Raw genomic sequence first — 16,249 nt, forward strand, 5'->3', positions numbered from 1 at the left:
ATCTAAAGACCGATCTTCTTTTTCAGCCGGGCCAGCAGGCCGGGCGGGGGCGGCGGCTTCTTCGGGACCGGCTTGCGCTTGGGGGCGGCGCCGGGCGCGGCGAGCCTGGGGGCCGGCTTGCAGTTGGGGTTGGTGTAGGAATAGAACATCTTGAACTCGCCGCTGGCGGCGACCTTGTAATAGGCGATTTTCTTGATGGTGTGATCGCCCTGGCAGCGGCGCTTGGCGTCCTCCTCGGCGCTTTCGCGATCCTCGATCTCGGAATAGACCAGCTTACCCTGCTTGAGCTCCTGTCCGTCCTTGCAGATGTAGATTTCGGTGCTCATGGTTCAGGAATCCCGTTGCCGGACCGATCATAGCGGCGGGCGGCCCCCTGCCGCAACCATCGCCGACGCAGCGTCACAATCCGTAGAGTCTCGGCAGCAGCCATGACAGGCCCAGCCACATCATCACGGTCAACGGTCCGCCCACCCGCACGAAATCGCCGAAGCTGTATCCGCCGGCGTTCATCACCAGAAGGTTGGTCTTGTAGGCCATGGGGGTGGCGTAGCTCATGTTGGCGCCGAACAGGACGGCAAGCACGAACGGCTCGGCGGGAAGGTTCATCTGCGTGGCGATTCCCATCGCCACCGGGGTGCCGATGACGGCGGCGGCGTTGTTGGAAACGATATTGGTCAGGATCGCCATCACCAGCATAAGCCCGCTCAGCGCCACGCCTGGCGAGCCCCCGGCGGCGGCGGCGACGAAAAGACGCGCCAGGTAATCCGCTCCCCCGGTTTTGACCAGCGCGGTGCCCAGCGCCAGGCTGGCGACCACGATCATGATCACGGAAACGCTGAGGGCGCGGGTGCCGTCCCGCCAGCTGATGCAGCGGGTGAGAAGCATCGCCAGGACACCGCAGACGGCGCCGATGGCGATGGGAAGGACGCCGGTGGCGGCCGCCAGCACCACCCCGACCATGATGGCGATGGCCACGGGGGCCTTCCGGGTGCGCGGCAGATCGGCCGTCGCGTCCAGGACCAGGAAATCCCCGGCCTTCTTCATGGCCGATATCTGGTCGCTCGGCCCCTGGACCAGCAAGACGTCGCCGATGCCCAGCCGTATGTCGCTGATCCCTTCGCGGAACGTCCGGACGGTCGAGCCGGCCCGGTGCAGCGCCAGGGTGACCAGTTTGTAGATGTCGGCGAACCTGGCCCGGGACAGGGTCGAACCGTCCAGGGGACAGCCTTGCGTCACCACGATTTCGGCGATCTGCTGGTCCTCGGCGCTAAGCGGGTGGTCGTCATCGACGGGATGGTTGCCGGTATAGAGCCTGGCGCCGATGGCTTCCTCGAATTCCTTCAGGTTCTGAGGCGTGTCCCGAACCTCGAGCCGGTCGCCGCCCCTGAGCACGGCATCGGGCAGCGGCGCCATGGACAGTCCGGACGGCCGGCGGAATTCGATGATCCGGAGATGGCCTCCCGTCTTGGCGATCACCTCCGACAACGTCTTGCCGTCGGCGTATCCTCCCGCTTCGACCCGCAGGTCGCCGGAAAAGAGCCGGGGCGAGGTATCGGCCAGCGGAGCCTGGCGGCGGGGCAGCAACAGGGGTGCGGCCAGCCAGAGATAGATCACCGCCAGACCGCCGATCAGGGCCGCCGGAAGGAAGAAGTCGAAAACCGCCAGCCGTCGCAATCCCATGTCGGCGGCGATCGAGACGACGAGAAGGTTGGTCGATGTGCCGATGGTGGTTGTCATGCCCCCGACCAGGGTGGCGAAGCCCATGGGCATCAAGATGCCGGACGCCGCGTTTCCGGTGCGCAGCGAGATGCTTATCAGTATGGGCATCAGCAGCACGACGACCGGCACATTGTTGACGAAGGCGCTGAGCGAGGCGCCGACCAGAAGGGTGAGCAGAAGTGAAAGCTTCGGACTGAACGACCACAGACGGGAAAGCGACCGGCCGATGGGCTCCAGCGCGCCGGTGCGGACGATGCCCTGCCCCGCCACCATCAGGGCGCAGACCGAGATCAGGGCCTCGTGCCCAAAGCCGTGCAGGAAATCGACGGCGTGGATGGCCGTTCCGTCCCTGCCGACATAGGGGAACAGCTCGAACCCCATCACCAGGAGGGCGAGAATCGCGAGGCTGGAGGTTTCCAGCGGGATTCGCTTCCGCGTGAACAGGACCAGGGCCACCAGCACCAGGACCATGACCGCGATGCCGTGAGGGTCGGGTGGGGATGGAATCGGCAATCGGCGGGTCCTCGGCGAACAGGATTGCGTCGGGCTGTCCAGTTATCGCCCGCGGAATCCTCGAAGGCAATGGTCCGGTGGCCGAAGCGGGTGATTTGCTTAACACACTTGTGCTATATCTCGTGTGACCCGACGCAACCGGGCCGAACATGGCGAGGCGACATGGCCAGCGACGACGCGATCAATGCAGCCCTGGGGTTGGGCGACAACCGGGAAGCGGTCTACGACGTTTCGGTGGAGGTGTCCGCCGTGCTGGGGACCGCCAATCTGCCCATCGCCCAGTTGCTGAAGCTGGGACGTGGCGCGGTGGTGGAACTGGACCGCCGGGTCAACGACCCGGTCGATCTCTACGTCAACCGCAAGCGGGTCTGCCGTGCCGAGGTGGTGGTGGTCGAGGACCATCTGGCCGTGACCATCACCGAAGTGCTCAAGCGCGCCGCCGACTGATCAATTCAAGCCGTGGCTCCGTCACCGGGGGGAAAGCCTTGTCCGTGTCCTGTCGCGTTCTCGCCTGCCTTTGCGCCGTTCTGATCCCCGCCGCCGTCCAGGCCGATTGCGCCAGTCCCGAACAGGTCAAGGCGGCTCAATTGCGTCAGATGCACTATCAGCTTCAGGTCGCCGCCCTCAATTGCCGGGGCGACTATCCCGACATGCCCGGCAAATGGCAGGCCTATGTCCAGCGTCATGGCGCCGCCCTGGGCGCCAACGCGCGGACCATGCAGGGTTACTTCAAGTCGGCCACCGCCTTCGACCGCCACAACACCCGCATCACCAACCGTGAATCGGTGCGGGTGCACGACCACCCCGATTACTGCGGCATGAGCGACGCGGTCTTCGACAAGGTGGTGACCCTGGGGGCGCAGCAGCTCGCCGCCTATGCCGGCGAACTGGTCGGCCGGCCCACCGACATTCCCGCCTGCCCGACCCGGACCGCCATGACCGGCGAAAAGAAGGGCGAGAACAAGAAGACGGCCGAAACGAAAAAACCGGCTTCCCCGTAGGGCCGCCGGTTTTCCGGGGAGTCCGGGCCGCGGATCAGCAGGCCCGGGCGGCGTCGCGGGTACGCAGGAACTGGAAGAACTCGACACCTTCGCGCAGCCGTCGCTTCATCATGTCCCAGTCCTGGATCATCTCCAGCAGGATCTCGCCGATCTTGGCCGGGCGGAAGTAGAACGCCTTGTAGAAATCGGCCACCGCCGCGAAAATCTCGTCGGAGCTGAGATCTGGATAGCTCAGCGCCGCCACCTGCCAGCCGTCGTTCATCACCAGGGTTTCGTCGCGCTTGAACCAGCCGTTGGCGATGGCCTGCTCGTAAAGCTCGGTACCGGGATAGGGCGCCGCCATGGACACCTGGAGGGTGCGGGGATTGACCTCCTTGGCGAAGGCCAGGGTCTGCTTGATGGTTTCCCGGGTCTCGCCGGGCAGGCCGAGGACGAAGGTGCCGTGGACGATGATGCCCAGTTCGTGGCAGTCCTTGGCGAACTTGCGCACGATGTCGAGGCGCAGGCCCTTGCGGATGTTGTTGAGGATTTCCTGCACGCCGGATTCGTAGCCGACCAGCAGCACCCTGAGGCCGTTGGCCTTCAGCACCTCCAGCGTCTTGCGCGGAATATTGGCCTTGGCGTTGCACGACCACGGCACCCCCAGGTGGCCGATGCCGCGGGCGATCTCCTCCACCCGGTCCAGGTCGTCGGTGAAGGTGTCATCGTCGAAGAAGAATTCCTTGACCTCGGGGAACAGGGCGCGGGCCTGCTTGACCTCCTCGATCACGTTGGCGGCGCTGCGGGCGCGGTAGACCCGGCCGCCAATGGTCTGCGGCCACAGGCAGAAGCTGCACTTCGACTTGCAGCCGCGCCCGGTGTAGAACGACATGTAGGGATGCTTGATATAGCCGATGAAGTAGTCGTTGACGTCAAGGTCGCGGCGATAGACCGGGCCGGGATAGGGCAGGGCGTCCATGTCGTGGATCAGCTCGCGGTCCTTGGTGTGGACCACTGCGCCGTCGGGACCGACGAAGGACAGGCCATCGACCTCGGCCAGGGGCTTGCCCTCGGCCACTTCCAAGATGGTGTAGTCGAACTCGTGGCGGGCGACGAAGTCGATGGCGGACGAGGCCTTGACCGATTCCTCCGGCACCGTCGCCACATGGGCGCCGACCATGCCGACCATGATGGCGGGATTGGCCCGCTTGAAGGCCTCGGCCACCTTGACCTCGGAGGCGTAGGTGGCGGCGCTGGCGTACATCACCACCAGTTCGTAATCCCGGGCGAGCGCCAGGACGTCGTCGAGGGTCTTGCCGCTGGCCGGGGCGTCCACCAGCTTGGAGCCGGGCACCAGCGCCGCCAGTTGTCCCAGCCAGGTCGGGTACCAGTTGGACTTGACCTCGCGCTTCGCCTGATAGCGGGCGCCGGCGCCACCGTCGAAACCATCGAAGGAGGGCGGGTTGAGGAACAGCGTCTTCTTCATGGGGTGGACCCTTCGGCAAGAACAAGAGTGCCGTCGCGCTGGACGACGAAGCGGCGGCCACGCCATATCACAGTCCGGCCGCACGATGCGACAACATAGACGATGAGGGACAGAATTTCACGGAGAGCAAGCAGGCCGACGCCGGCGGCGGGCAAGTTCAGCGCCCGTTCCTGCGAGCGGACCGCCCACAGGCGGACGAGACCGGCGAGACCGAGGACGGCCAGGGACGGCGTCCACGCTCCTCCCGCCAGGGCGGCCAGCAGGGCCAGCGCCACCGGCTGGGTGACGACCGAGGCCAGATAGGATGGCCGGTCCACCGCCGCGATAGTGCGGCCCCAGCGGATCTCGTGGGCCAGCAGCGCCTTGACGCCCGGTTCGTGCACCATGATGTCGACCGGCCGCGCCGCCAGTTGGATGGCCAGCCCCTGTCGGCGCACCATGTCGCCCAGCACCCAGTCGTCGGCCAGCACGTCGGCGAGGCGCGGCAGCCCCCCGGCCCGCTCCAGCACGTCGCGCCGGACCGCCATGGTGGCGCCGAAGCAGCCGTCCTTGCGGCCGATGGCGCGGGCCAGCACCGCCGAGGGCAGGAAGCCATGATTGATGCCCAGCGCCCCCAGGCGGCTCCAGACGTCGTCTTGCGGCCGGCCGATGTAAAGGCAGGTCACCACGCCGACGCCGGGATCGTCGAAACCCGCCGCCACCTGATCGAGATAATCGCGCCCGACCCGGATGTCGCTGTCGGCGATGACGACCAGGTCGTGGCGGACATGCGGCCACATGTTGAGCAGATTGCCGACCTTGAGATTGCGGCCGTGAGCCCGGGACTCCACGACCACGTCGATGGCGGCCCGGTCGCGGGGCAGGGCGGCGACCTCGGCCAGGGCCGGGTCGGCCGGGTCGGCCACTCCGAATACCAGCTGAAAGTCGGGGTAGTCCTGGTCGAGGCAGGAGGCGAGATTGGCGGCCATGCCCGGCTCGGCCCCGCACAGCGGCTTCATGACGCTGACGGCGGGGCGGCGGGCGGCGGGCCGGACCGGCCGCGCCATGAAGCGGCGGGTCAGATGCGTGGCCGCGATCTGGTAGAGACAGCCGGCCAGGGCGGCGGCCATCAGCAGCAGCGAGACCGCCTCGCCGAGTCCGATATCGCCGGTCACTTGCGGCCGAGGCTTGCCGTCTGCTTGTCGATGGCGCTCATCAAGCCGGCCAGTCCATCGTTGCGCAGGATCGACGAGAATTCCGAGCGGCGGACCGCTACCTGGCTGACGGTGCCTTCATAGAGCACGTCGATCACCTTCCATTTGCCGTCGACCTCCCGCATGACGTAGTCGATGGCGGTGCGCTGGCCGGAACGCGGCACGATCCAGCTGCCGACGATCACCGTGCCGCCGGTGGACGGACGGGTTTCGCCCATCTCGAACGTCTCGCCGTTCCAGGTGGTGAACTGCGAGGCGTAGGTCGCCACCGAGAAGGCGGTGTAGGCCTCGATCAGCCGGGCGGATTCCTCGGGCGTCAGCTTGGCGGCGGCGGCGGCTCCCAGGGTGTTGTTGGTCATGCCCTTCATGTCGTAGACGTCGATGATGGCGGGGCGCAGCTTCTCGACCCGTCCCTTGAAGCCCAGCCGGGTTCCGGTCTTCATGACGTCGAGCAGGCGGTCGTTGAACTGTCGGATCGCCGATTCGGCCCCGGCTGCCTGGACAGGGGCAGGCAGTCCAAGACACGCGGCGAACAGGATCAGGACGGCGATAAGACGCAGGCGCATGCGGGACACTCCATTATATCCCGACCTGCCTTAGCATATTCCGCCCCCGGAGCGCCATGGCTCCATTTCCCGGCGCGCGTCACTCGGACGGCATGAGGTGGATGCCCTCGGCCCGCAGGGTCAAGGTGACCTCGGTCCCGGGTTCCAGATGGTTGCGCTGCGCCACATGGACCAGCACCGGCACGGTGATGCACGCTCCGGACGGGCCGATGGCGACGGTCATGCGGACGGTCTCGCCCAGCGGCAGCAGGTCGGTCACAACCCCCTGGACCGGGTTTTCGGCATCGCCCCGGGTGGGGCGGTCGCGGCGGTGCAGCAGGACGTGGGAGGCGGGAATGCACCACGCCACCTTGGCCAGGGGTTCGAAATCCGGCCGCAGCCGGGTGGTGAAGGTCCGCCCCTGCCAGCCGAGATAGGTCTTGGTCTGATCATGTCCCAGCACGACGCCGTCGAAGATGTTGCGCACGTCCACCAGCCGGGCGACGCCGACGCTGTCCGGACGGGCCTTGACCGCCGTCGGGGTTCCGGTCTGGAGGGTCCGTCCGTGGCGCAGGATGCTCAGCGTGTCGGCCAGGGTCGAGGCTTCCTCCAGGTCGTGGGTGACCAGCAGGGTCGGGATGCTGAGATCGCGGCGCAGTTCGGCCAGTTCGACATAGAGCTTCTGGCGGGTGACGCGGTCCACCGCCGAGAACGGTTCGTCCAGCAGCAGGACCTTGGGGTCGCGGGCCAGGGCGCGGGCGACGGCCACGCGCTGCTGCTGCCCGCCCGACAGGGCGGCGGGCGAGCGGGATTCCAGCCCGTCGAGGTGAAGCCTGGCCAGCAGATCCATGGCCCTGGCCCGCCGGTCGGCCCGCGCCACATGGCCCATGGCGGCCATGACGTTGTCCAGGGCCGTCATGTGCGGAAACAGGGCGTAGCTCTGGAACACCAGACCGACGGAACGCTGTTGCGGCGACAGCCGGACGCCGTTCCCGGTATCCAGCCAGACGGCCCCGTCGCAGACCACCAGCCCGTCCCCGGGCCGGTACAGTCCCGCCACCGAACGCAGCACGGTGGATTTGCCGCTGCCCGAGGGACCGACCAGGGCCAGCACCTCTCCGGGGCGGCAGGACAAGGCCACGTCCAGCGGAATCGGCGCGGTCTGGCGCAGCCGCACCGTCAGGCCGGGATCAGCGGATGGCGCGGGCACGGTTGGACAGGGCATAGCTGAGGCCGATGGTCAGGAGGGAGAACAGCAGCAGGAAGGCGGACATGGCTCCGGCGGCCTCGTCGTCGAACGCCTGCACGCGGTCGTAGATGGCGATGGCGATGGTCTTGGTTTCGCCGGGGATGCTGCCGCCCACCATCAGCACCACCCCGAATTCGCCCAGGGTATGGGCGAAGCTGAGGACCATGGCGGTCAGGATGCCCGGCCACGCCAGGGGAAGCTCTACCCGCAGCAAGGTCCGCCACGGCGACATGCCGCAGCAGGCGGCGGCTTCCCGCACCTCGCGCGGGATGGCCTCGAAGGCGCGCTGCATGGGCTGGATGGCGAAGGGCAGGTTGACCAGCACCGACGCCACCACCAGGCCGGTGAAGGTGAAGACCAGCCCGTGGCCGGCGACCGACTCGAACCATTGGCCGATGGGCGAGCGCCCGCCCATGGACACCAGCAGGTAATAGCCCAGCACGGTCGGCGGCAGCACCAGCGGCAGGGCCAGCAGCGATTCCACCAGTCCCTTGCCCCGGAACGAGCGCCACGCCAGCCAGCGCCCGACCACGATCCCAACCGGCAGCAGGATGGCGATGGTCCAGGCGCCGAGCGACAGCGACAGCCACAGCGCCGTCCAGTCCATGGCCTACATCTCCCCCGGCAGGACGAAGCCGTATTTCCTGAACACGGCGCGGGCGGCGGCGCTGTTCACATAGGCGTAGAACGCCCGGGCGGTGTCGCCCGCCTTCCTGGTCAACACCATGCGCTGGCGCAGCGGATCGTGCCATTCGGCGGGGATCAGGGCGTATTGCCCCAACGCCGACACCTTGGGCGACAGGGCCAGGGAATAGGCGATGATGCCGCCCGCCGTCGAGCCGGTGGTGGCGAACTGGGCGGCTTGGGAAACGTTCTCGCCCAGCACCAGCTTGTCCGCGATCCTGTCCCACAATCCGGCAGTTTTCATCGCGTCGCGGGCGGCGCGGCCGTAGGGGGCGTGTTCCGGATTGGCGATGGCGAACTTCCTGACCGTGCCCGCATCCAGGGCGGCGGCCAGATCCTTGAGCGAGCCGTCCGCCTTCAGCGGCGAATTCGGGGGCACGATGATGACGATGCGGCCCACCGCGTACAGCGCGCCCTCGTCCACGGTCAGGCCGCCCCGGGCGAGGTCGAGGACATAGCCCTCGTCCGCCGACAGATACATCTCGAACGGACCGCCTTCCTTGATCTGGCGATGGAAGTTGCCTGACGAGCCGAAGGACAGCTTCACCGCCTTGCCGGTGTCCCTGGTGAACTGGCCGGCCACCTCGGTCAGGGCGAATTGCAGGTCCGAGGCGGCGGCAACGGCGGGAATGTCCCGCGCCGCCGCCGGCGCGGCGATGCAAAGGCCAAGGAGCGGCAGCGTTGCCAAGGCGCCGCGCACTCTTCTGATCAATCGCGAAAAACCCATGTCCATCCTCCTGACCGTCATAGTCGTTCAGGCATAACCCTTATGCTTATAGCGTCATGCATGGAGGATTACAACGGGCGTTATTCATGGTCATGCATGACGGTGGCGGTCAGTCGTCGCCGCGGGAAGATCGTGGTTTCCCGGTGCAGGTTGTCGTTGTCACCGGCGGTTCCGGGTTGTCGGCGACCAGCGCCTCCAGCCGTCGCAACGGTTCGGCCACCGCCGTCTCGGCCAGGTTCTGGACCTCGCGGTAGAGGCTCACCACCTCCCGTCCCAGATCGGTCAGGCGGGTTCCGCCGCCGGCGGCGCCTCCCGACACGGTTCCGACCACCGGCAGGCGGAAGGCGCGGTTCATCTCGTCGATCAGCATCCAGGCGCGGCGATACGACATGCCCTGGTCCTTGGCGGCGGCGGTAATGGAACCGCAGCGCTCAACCGCTTCAAGCAGGCTGGCCTTGCCCGGGCCAAGCGCGGCGAACGAGCAGAGCTTGACCCGAAGTTTAAGGTGACGGCTGGAGCTGCTGGGCGAGTCCATGGCGTTTCCATGTGGCTTTGGTGTGCAACCATCGTGGAGGCCGGATTCCGGTCTCCGGTCGGCGTCATTCCTCCTCGAACGCCTCGAACGGCGGACCGGCCTCGGATTCGGAGAATCCGAAAAAGGCGAAGCTGGCCTTGATGTGGGGCGGCAGCGGCGCCGTCACCTCCAGCATCTCGCGGCGGCGGGGATGGGGCAGGCGCAGGGCGCGGGCGTGCAGGTGCAGCTTGCGCGATACGCCGGTGCCCTCGATCAGGGCGTCCTTGCCGCCATACTTGCCGTCGCCCAGGATGGGGGTGCCCAGCAGGACGCAATGGGCGCGAAGCTGGTGAGTGCGGCCGGTGCGCGGTTCCATCTCCAGCCAGGCGGCGCGCTTCAGGGCGTTGTCCACCACCCGGTAATAGGTGACGGCATGCTTGCCGTCGTCCTTGTCCACCGCGACCTTTTCGTTGCCCTTGCCGCCCAGCTTGGACAGCGGCGCATCGATGCGGCCCTGGCGGTGCTGCGGCAGTCCCGCCACCAGCGCCCAATAGCATTTGCGGGCGGACCGGCTCTTGAAGCTGGCGGCCAGCTTGGCGGTGGCCGCGGCCGTGCGTCCCAGCAGCAGCACTCCGGAGGTGTCCTTGTCCAGCCGGTGCACCAGCCGCGGCCGCTCGCCTCCGAAACGCAGCACGTCCAGCATGGCGTCCAGGTGATTGTCGGCCATGCCGGTGCCGCCCTGCACCGCCAGACCGGCGGGCTTGTTCAGCACGATGACGTCGTCGTCCATGTAGAGCACCGCATCGGTCAGCATGCGGGCGGTCTTGTCGTCCACGGCCATCGGCTTGGGCTGGACCGGCGGCGGCGGGTCCCTGGGCGGCGGCGGCACCCGGACCGACTGCCCCGGTTCCAGCCGCTGATTGGACTTGGCCCGCTTGCCGTCGACGCGGACATTGCCGGCGCGCAGCCACTTTTCCAGCAATCCATGGGCGATGGCAGGAAAGTGCCGCCTGAACCAACGGTCCAGGCGGATATCGGCTTCGTCGTCGGTGACGGTGAGAATCTGGATTTCGCTCATGCAGGCGAAGCTACAGACCCGGCGGCCCGGTGCAAACCATAATCTTCGCCGGCCGCTCCAGGCGTCCTATGCCTGCTCCGCCCACGAGCCGGCGTCGAAACGCTTGGGCTCCGCCGTCCTGGCGGGGGCGGGCGCGGCCATGGCGGGCGCCGCCGGCTTTTCGGCGACAGGCTCGACCAGGGCGGCGGCGGGAGTCTCGGGGGCGGCCGCCGTCGCGGCGGCCTCGCCGCTCAGGGCGGCGGGAACCGGCTTGGGCCGGTATTCATTGGGATTGTAGATGAAGCCCTGGGTCTTGTAGACGCGGTCGCCGAACGAGGCGGCGGGGGGGTACCAAACGCGCACCTGGCTCCAGTCGTTCTTGGGAGAGACGTCGATCATCGGCACCGCCTCGACGATTTTGCCCCGGCCGGACGTGCGCAGCGGCGCCCAATTGGCGTGGTCGATCAGGACCTTGCGGCTGTTGATCAGCTTGCGCACCACGGCGACATGGCCGTAGACCATGCGTCCCTGGCGGTTGAACACCAGCACCGCCCCATCCCTGGGGGCGCGGCCGCGGTCGTAAACCCCGTGGGCGGCTTCCCACCACTTCCAGGCATCGCCCCTAAGGTCGAGGCCGGTAACTTCGCGGGCGTAGGCCACGCACTGCATGGCGGCTTTCGCATCGAACGGCAAGATCAGGGCGGCGGCCGCCACGAGCAACAAGTACGCAATCCGCACCGGTCTCTCCCCTCCGGTTATTGGTTATCTTGATATTGTCCATCCGAAAAGGTGATGGCAACAATTTTCATCATTTTCCATGCATTTCCTGTCGGATCCTGCCATCCAGGATGCGGCGCCGGCGCCGGCGGGTCTTTCGGACGGCCCGGCGGTTGGCTATGATCGGCCGGTGCAGCCGGAGAACGATGCTTTGAGAAAAGAACTGGTTTTTGTCGTGGCGGCCTGGTGTTTCGTCCTGACGTCGGTTGTTCCGGTCCGGGCGGCCGAGAGGAACACGGTGCTGATCGCCGGCGGCGAGGTCACCGGCTATTACCTGCCGGTGGCCGGGGCGCTGTGCCGGGTCATCAACAAGGAACGCCCCAGGGGAATGACCTGCGCCGTGGTGCCGTCGTCGGGTTCCGCCGCCAATCTGGCCATGCTGCGCGCCGGCGAGGTCGATCTGGCCCTGGTCCAGTCCAAGGCCGCCCAGCAGGCGGCGGCGGGCGAGGAGGGCTTCCGCGAGGCAGGCCCCATGACCGGCCTGCGCGCCGCCATGGCGCTTCACGGCGAGGTCGCGGTGGTGGTGACCCGTCCGGGATCGGGGATCGAGCACCTGGGCGACATCAAGGGCAAGCGGGTCAATCTGGGCTCTCCCGGCTCGTTCCAGCGCGCCATGGCCGAAACGGTGATCGATGCCTCGGGCCTGTCCCAGGGCGACTTGTCCGTGCTGGTGGAACTGGATCTCGACGAGCAGGTGGTGGAACTGTGCCGGGGCAACATCGATGCGGCGGTATTCACCGGCATCCATCCCATGGACGAGGTCCAGGCCGCCATCGACGAATGCGGGGCCACCTTGGTGTCCATCCGCAGCAAGTCCATGGATGCGTTCCTGAGGAAGGTGCCGTCGGTGTCGCGCTTCGTCGTCAAGGGCGGCACCTATGACGGCCAGAAGGAGGATATCGCCGCCATCGGCTTCAAGACCCTGCTGGTCAGCGACCGCCTCGCCTCCGACGACGTGGCCGGAGTGATCCGGGCGGTATGGGGAAACTTCACGGCCTTCACCCGCCTGCATCCGGTGCTGCGGGGGCTGTCCAAGGGCGAGGCCACCCGCGACGGCATCCCGATCCCCATGAACGAGGGGGCCGCCCGCGTCCACGGCGAAGGCGGAGGCAAGTAGCCATGGACCGGCTGGCCGCCGGACGGCGGATGCGCGACCTGCGTCTTGCCATGGCCGGGGCCGGCGAAAGCCCCGCGTCGCTGCTGCTGGGGCGGGGGGCGGCGGTGCCCCACCGCCATTATCCCGATGGCGACGTCTATGATTTCACCAGCCATGCGCAGTTCTACTGCCATATCCACCGCCACGGCGAATTCGGCCATATCCACCTGTTCCAGCGGCCCAGGGGCATGCCGGCGGGCCTGACGCCGCTGGTGCTGTCCGACGAGGCCAACGCGCCCTGTCATCTGGTGGCGGTCGGATTCGGTTCCGGCGGCGATCTGGTCGAGCTGTTCACCACCAATCGCTGGGTGACTGGCGAGGCCTGGTACGACGCCGCGGCGGTCAAGGCGATGCTGCGCCGGTTCCGCATCGCGGCCAAGGATGGTCTGGCGCCGGTGGCGGCGTGGCTGGAGGCGGCGGTGGCCTTCTACCTCCCGGTGATCGAGACGCTGGTGGACGAGCGCGACGCCGCAATCGCCGAGTGGAGCCGCCGCCATCCCCGGACCGATCCCCTGAGCGACGCCGCCCTGGAGATCACCTCCCGCCGCGCCGTCGATCCGGCCGCCGATCTGGCGGCCCTGGAAGCCGGGGCCTGAAACGACAACGCCGCCCTCCTCGGCCGAGGGGGCGGCGCATCGACCGGTCAACCGGAACAGACCTACTTCAGGGTCTTCAGGTAGGCGATCACGGCGGCGACATCGTCGGGCTTCTTCAGGCCGGCGAAGACCATCTTGTTGCCGGGAATGGTGCCCTTGGGGTCGGCCAGGTACTTGGCCAGCTGGGCCTCGTCCCAGGCCGGGGCGGCCTTCATGGCGTCGGAGTACTTGAAGCCCTCGACGGTGCCGGCCTTGCGGCCGACCACACCGGCCAGATTGGGGCCGACGCCGTTCTTGCCGACGACGTGACAGGCCTTGCACTGATTGTAGGCGGCCGGGGCCTGCTGGGCGGAAGCGGTGAACGGAACGGCGATGAGGGCGGCTCCGAGGACCAGACCCAGCTTCAGGGTGTTGAGCATCAGGAATCTCCAGTTGCGCGGGGGATGGAAAGTTGGCGCGATGGGTCTCTTATCACTCAGGATTGTGTCGATTTCAAGGGGGTGTGGCATGATCGGGGTGGAAGGGTATAAGGAAGGCGCCATGCCGTCTCTTCCCATCGATTCCGTCCTGCCCGAGATACGGGCCGCCCTGGCGGCCTCGTCCTCCCTGGTTCTCCAGGCGCCGCCCGGGGCCGGAAAGACCACGCGGGTGCCGCTGGCCCTGCTGGATGCCGGCTGGCTGGCGGGCGGGCGAATCCTGATGCTGGAACCCCGCCGCATCGCGGCGCGCGCCGCCGCGTCGCGCATGGCCGCCACCCTGGGCGAAGCGCCGGGGGGCACGGTGGGATGGCGCATCCGCCTCGATTCCCGCGTCGGCCCCGATACCCGGATCGAGGTGGTGACCGAGGGTATCCTGACCCGGATGCTTCAGGACGATCCCTCGTTGCCCGGCATCGGGCTGGTGATCTTCGACGAATTCCACGAACGCTCGCTGCATGCCGATCTCGGCCTCGCCCTGGCGCTGGAGGCGCAGCAGGGACTGCGCGGCGATCTCAGGCTGATGGTCATGTCGGCCACCCTGGACGGCGAGCCGGTGGCGCGGCTGCTGGGCGGCGCGCCGGTGGTGACCAGCCTGGGGCGCGCCTTTCCGGTGGACACCCGCTTCCTGGCCCGGCCCGAACCCCGGCGCTTCACCGACGATGTGGCGGCGGCGGTGATCCGCGCCCTCGGCGACCATGCCGGCGACGTGCTGGTCTTCCTGCCCGGCGCCGGTGAGATCAGGCGGGTGGAATCCCTGCTGGCCGATCATCCCGCCACCGCCGGCGTGGTGCTGGCGCCGCTTTACGGCGATCTGTCGCAGGAGGCCCAGGACCGGGCCATCCGCCCCTCGCCCGATGGCGGCCGCAAGGTGGTGCTGGCCACCGCCATCGCCGAGACCTCGCTGACCATCGAGGGCGTCAGGGTGGTGGTGGATGGCGGCCAGATGCGGGTGGCCCGCTTCGATCCCGGCTCGGGCATGACCCGGCTGGTCACCCTGCCGGCGTCACGGGCCGCCGCCGATCAGCGGCGCGGCCGCGCCGGCCGTCTGGGGCCGGGAACATGCTACCGGCTGTGGTCCGAGGCCGAGGACCGCGCCCTGGCGCCGTGGACGCCTCCCGAGATCGCCGAGGCCGATCTGGCGCCGCTGGCCCTCGATCTCGCCCAATGGGGCGTCGCCGATGCCGCCGCCCTGGCCTGGCTGGACCCGCCGCCCGCCGCCCATCTGGCACAGGCTCGCCAATTGCTGTCCAGGCTGGGCGCGCTGGACGGCGAAAACCGCATCACCCCCCATGGCCACGCCATGGCGCGGCTGCCCATGCATCCCCGGCTGGCCCACATGATCCTTGCGGCCAAGGCCATCGGCCTGGGCGGCCTCGCCTGCGATCTGGCCGCCCTGCTGGAGGAGCGCGACATCCTGCGGGCCGGCCGCGGCAGCCGCGATGCCGACATCCGGCTGCGGTTGCAGGCATTGCGAACCGGCGAGGGCTTCGACCCCCGCCACGGTCTGGCGCTTGACCGCGCCGCCCTGGCGCGGGCCCGCCAATCGGCCAGGGACTGGCGCCGCCGTCTGGGCCTGAAATCCGGCGAGCAGCAGGGGAGCGCGACCGAGGCCGGGCCGCTGCTGGCCTTCGCCTATCCCGACCGCATCGCCCGCCGCCGGCCGGGAGGCGAGCCGCGTTACGCCACGACCGGCGGCCGGGGCGCGGTCTTCGCCCATCACGAACCCCTGGCGGCGGAAGACTGGCTGGCGTTGGCGGAACTGGACGGCGACCGCCGCGAGGCCCGCGTCTTCATGGCGGCGCCGCTGACCCTGGCCGATATCGAGACCCATTTCGCGGACCGGATCGAAACGGTGGAAATCTGCGAGTGGGACCCCCGCGACGAGGCGGTGGCGGCCCGCCGGCAACGGCGGCTGGGGGAGCTGACGCTGGAGGACCGGCCGCTGACGCGGCCCGATCCGGACGTGCTGGCCGCCGCCATGACGGCCGGAATTCGCGCCATGGGGCTGGCCTGCCTGCCGTGGACGCCCGACCTGGAGAGGCTGCGGCGGCGGGTGGACTTCGTCCGTGGTCTCGATCCCGAGGGCGGCTGGCCCGACATGTCGGATGCCGCGTTGGGCGAAACGCTGGAGGAGTGGCTGACGCCCCATCTGGCGGGAATCACCCGGCGGCCCCATCTGGTCCGGCTGGATCTGGCGTCGGCCGTGCAGGGATTGCTGGGCTGGGACCAGCGCCGCCGGCTGGACGAGATGGCGCCGACCCATGTCGAGGTGCCGTCGGGATCGCGCGTTCCCGTCGACTATTCCGGCGACAGTCCGGTGCTGGCGGTGCGGTTGCAGGAGATGTTCGGCTGCGCCGACACGCCTCGCGTCGGCCAGGGGCGGGTGGCGCTGCTGCTGCACCTGCTGTCGCCGGCGCGCCGGCCGGTGCAGGTCACCCGCGATCTCGCCAGCTTCTGGGCAAGCGCCTACCGGCAGGTCAAGGCCGACCTCAAGGGGCAGTACCCCAAGCACTGGTGGCCCGACGATCCCATGCAGGCCGAGCCGACCGCCCGAGCCAAGCCAAGGAAGTGACG

Annotated in this window: 17 protein-coding genes; 5 read left to right on the forward strand and 12 right to left on the reverse strand. The window is 68.3% G+C overall.

What is annotated here, in order from left to right; translation table 11 throughout:
- Positions 1–2 precede the first annotated feature (2 nt).
- Together MTBSS4_RS09775 and MTBSS4_RS09780 are read right to left on the reverse strand one after the other, a co-directional pair.
- The gene (locus MTBSS4_RS09775; RefSeq protein ID WP_173983217.1) at positions 3–326 is read right to left on the reverse strand and encodes a hypothetical protein; all 324 of its coding nucleotides are present in this window, start codon (positions 324–326) and stop codon (positions 3–5) included.
- A gap of 73 nt (positions 327–399) precedes the next feature.
- A complete protein-coding gene (locus MTBSS4_RS09780) occupies positions 400–2,232 on the reverse strand; it encodes an SLC13 family permease (RefSeq protein WP_173983218.1) in 1,833 nt (610 codons plus the stop codon).
- A 162-nt stretch (positions 2,233–2,394) separates the two neighbouring features.
- Between MTBSS4_RS09780 and fliN the strand changes: the two genes are divergently transcribed.
- Positions 2,395–2,679 carry a flagellar motor switch protein FliN gene (gene fliN, locus MTBSS4_RS09785; protein WP_173983219.1) on the forward strand — a complete coding sequence of 95 codons (285 nt, stop codon included), beginning with the start codon at positions 2,395–2,397 and terminating at the stop codon, positions 2,677–2,679.
- A 44-nt stretch (positions 2,680–2,723) separates the two neighbouring features.
- The gene (locus MTBSS4_RS09790; RefSeq protein WP_254432472.1) at positions 2,724–3,233 is read left to right on the forward strand and encodes a heme utilization protein; all 510 of its coding nucleotides are present in this window, start codon (positions 2,724–2,726) and stop codon (positions 3,231–3,233) included.
- 34 nt (positions 3,234–3,267) lie between these two features.
- Here MTBSS4_RS09790 and hpnJ read toward each other — a convergent pair whose 3' ends face one another.
- The 9 genes from hpnJ to MTBSS4_RS09835 all read right to left on the reverse strand — a co-directional run bounded on the left by hpnJ (position 3,268) and on the right by MTBSS4_RS09835 (position 11,381).
- Positions 3,268–4,698 carry a hopanoid biosynthesis associated radical SAM protein HpnJ gene (gene hpnJ, locus MTBSS4_RS09795; RefSeq protein ID WP_173983221.1) on the reverse strand — a complete coding sequence of 477 codons (1,431 nt, stop codon included), beginning with the start codon at positions 4,696–4,698 and terminating at the stop codon, positions 3,268–3,270.
- Entirely contained in the window at positions 4,695–5,852 is a 1,158-nt protein-coding gene (gene hpnI, locus MTBSS4_RS09800; protein ID WP_254432468.1) for a bacteriohopanetetrol glucosamine biosynthesis glycosyltransferase HpnI, read from the reverse strand. The genes hpnJ and hpnI overlap by 4 nt, the downstream gene beginning before the upstream one ends.
- The gene (locus tag MTBSS4_RS09805; protein ID WP_173983222.1) at positions 5,849–6,457 is read right to left on the reverse strand and encodes an ABC transporter substrate-binding protein; all 609 of its coding nucleotides are present in this window, start codon (positions 6,455–6,457) and stop codon (positions 5,849–5,851) included. The genes hpnI and MTBSS4_RS09805 overlap by 4 nt, the downstream gene beginning before the upstream one ends.
- Before the next feature lie 79 nt (positions 6,458–6,536).
- Positions 6,537–7,646, reverse strand: a complete 1,110-nt coding sequence (locus tag MTBSS4_RS09810) for an ABC transporter ATP-binding protein (protein WP_217425529.1) — start codon at positions 7,644–7,646, stop codon at positions 6,537–6,539.
- Complete coding sequence (gene modB, locus MTBSS4_RS09815) at positions 7,627–8,292, reverse strand: molybdate ABC transporter permease subunit (protein WP_173983224.1); 666 nt, start codon at positions 8,290–8,292, stop codon at positions 7,627–7,629. Before modB ends, MTBSS4_RS09810 begins: the two co-directional genes overlap by 20 nt.
- Positions 8,293–8,295: 3 nt before the next feature.
- Positions 8,296–9,096, reverse strand: a complete 801-nt coding sequence (gene modA / locus MTBSS4_RS09820) for a molybdate ABC transporter substrate-binding protein (RefSeq protein ID WP_173983225.1) — start codon at positions 9,094–9,096, stop codon at positions 8,296–8,298.
- A 109-nt stretch (positions 9,097–9,205) separates the two neighbouring features.
- Positions 9,206–9,631, reverse strand: coding sequence for a winged helix-turn-helix domain-containing protein (locus MTBSS4_RS09825; RefSeq protein ID WP_173983226.1), 426 nt, complete (start codon positions 9,629–9,631; stop codon positions 9,206–9,208).
- A gap of 64 nt (positions 9,632–9,695) precedes the next feature.
- Complete coding sequence (locus MTBSS4_RS09830) at positions 9,696–10,688, reverse strand: RluA family pseudouridine synthase (RefSeq protein WP_173983227.1); 993 nt, start codon at positions 10,686–10,688, stop codon at positions 9,696–9,698.
- Positions 10,689–10,754: 66 nt separating this feature from the next.
- A complete protein-coding gene (locus MTBSS4_RS09835; RefSeq protein ID WP_254432473.1) occupies positions 10,755–11,381 on the reverse strand; it encodes a CHAP domain-containing protein in 627 nt (208 codons plus the stop codon).
- A 214-nt stretch (positions 11,382–11,595) separates the two neighbouring features.
- Between MTBSS4_RS09835 and MTBSS4_RS09840 the strand changes: the two genes are divergently transcribed.
- Complete coding sequence (locus MTBSS4_RS09840) at positions 11,596–12,561, forward strand: TAXI family TRAP transporter solute-binding subunit (RefSeq protein ID WP_254432469.1); 966 nt, start codon at positions 11,596–11,598, stop codon at positions 12,559–12,561.
- 2 nt (positions 12,562–12,563) lie between these two features.
- Positions 12,564–13,196, forward strand: a complete 633-nt coding sequence (locus tag MTBSS4_RS09845; protein WP_173983229.1) for a hypothetical protein — start codon at positions 12,564–12,566, stop codon at positions 13,194–13,196.
- A 62-nt stretch (positions 13,197–13,258) separates the two neighbouring features.
- On the opposite strand, the gene MTBSS4_RS09850 is transcribed toward MTBSS4_RS09845, so the two are convergent.
- Positions 13,259–13,615 (reverse strand): cytochrome c family protein, encoded by a 357-nt coding sequence (locus tag MTBSS4_RS09850; protein ID WP_173983230.1) that lies wholly within the window; start codon positions 13,613–13,615, stop codon positions 13,259–13,261.
- Between the two features lie 121 nt (positions 13,616–13,736).
- Between MTBSS4_RS09850 and hrpB the strand changes: the two genes are divergently transcribed.
- Positions 13,737–16,247, forward strand: coding sequence for an ATP-dependent helicase HrpB (gene hrpB, locus MTBSS4_RS09855; protein ID WP_173983231.1), 2,511 nt, complete (start codon positions 13,737–13,739; stop codon positions 16,245–16,247).
- The last annotated feature ends 2 nt before the right edge of the window (positions 16,248–16,249 follow it).

Source organism: Magnetospirillum sp. SS-4, assembly GCF_902729425.1.
Taxonomy (GTDB): domain Bacteria; phylum Pseudomonadota; class Alphaproteobacteria; order Rhodospirillales; family Magnetospirillaceae; genus Phaeospirillum.

Coding starts and splice junctions, on each gene's coding strand:
- MTBSS4_RS09830 (WP_173983227.1), bottom strand. CDS start 10,688: ATGAGCGAAATCCAGATTCTCACCGTCACCGACGACGAAGCCGATATC.
- hrpB (WP_173983231.1), top strand. CDS start 13,737: ATGCCGTCTCTTCCCATCGATTCCGTCCTGCCCGAGATACGGGCCGCC.
- MTBSS4_RS09805 (WP_173983222.1), bottom strand. CDS start 6,457: ATGCGCCTGCGTCTTATCGCCGTCCTGATCCTGTTCGCCGCGTGTCTT.
- hpnJ (WP_173983221.1), bottom strand. CDS start 4,698: ATGAAGAAGACGCTGTTCCTCAACCCGCCCTCCTTCGATGGTTTCGAC.
- modB (WP_173983224.1), bottom strand. CDS start 8,292: ATGGACTGGACGGCGCTGTGGCTGTCGCTGTCGCTCGGCGCCTGGACC.
- MTBSS4_RS09775 (WP_173983217.1), bottom strand. CDS start 326: ATGAGCACCGAAATCTACATCTGCAAGGACGGACAGGAGCTCAAGCAG.
- MTBSS4_RS09845 (WP_173983229.1), top strand. CDS start 12,564: ATGGACCGGCTGGCCGCCGGACGGCGGATGCGCGACCTGCGTCTTGCC.
- MTBSS4_RS09850 (WP_173983230.1), bottom strand. CDS start 13,615: ATGCTCAACACCCTGAAGCTGGGTCTGGTCCTCGGAGCCGCCCTCATC.
- fliN (WP_173983219.1), top strand. CDS start 2,395: ATGGCCAGCGACGACGCGATCAATGCAGCCCTGGGGTTGGGCGACAAC.
- modA (WP_173983225.1), bottom strand. CDS start 9,096: ATGGGTTTTTCGCGATTGATCAGAAGAGTGCGCGGCGCCTTGGCAACG.
- MTBSS4_RS09825 (WP_173983226.1), bottom strand. CDS start 9,631: ATGGACTCGCCCAGCAGCTCCAGCCGTCACCTTAAACTTCGGGTCAAG.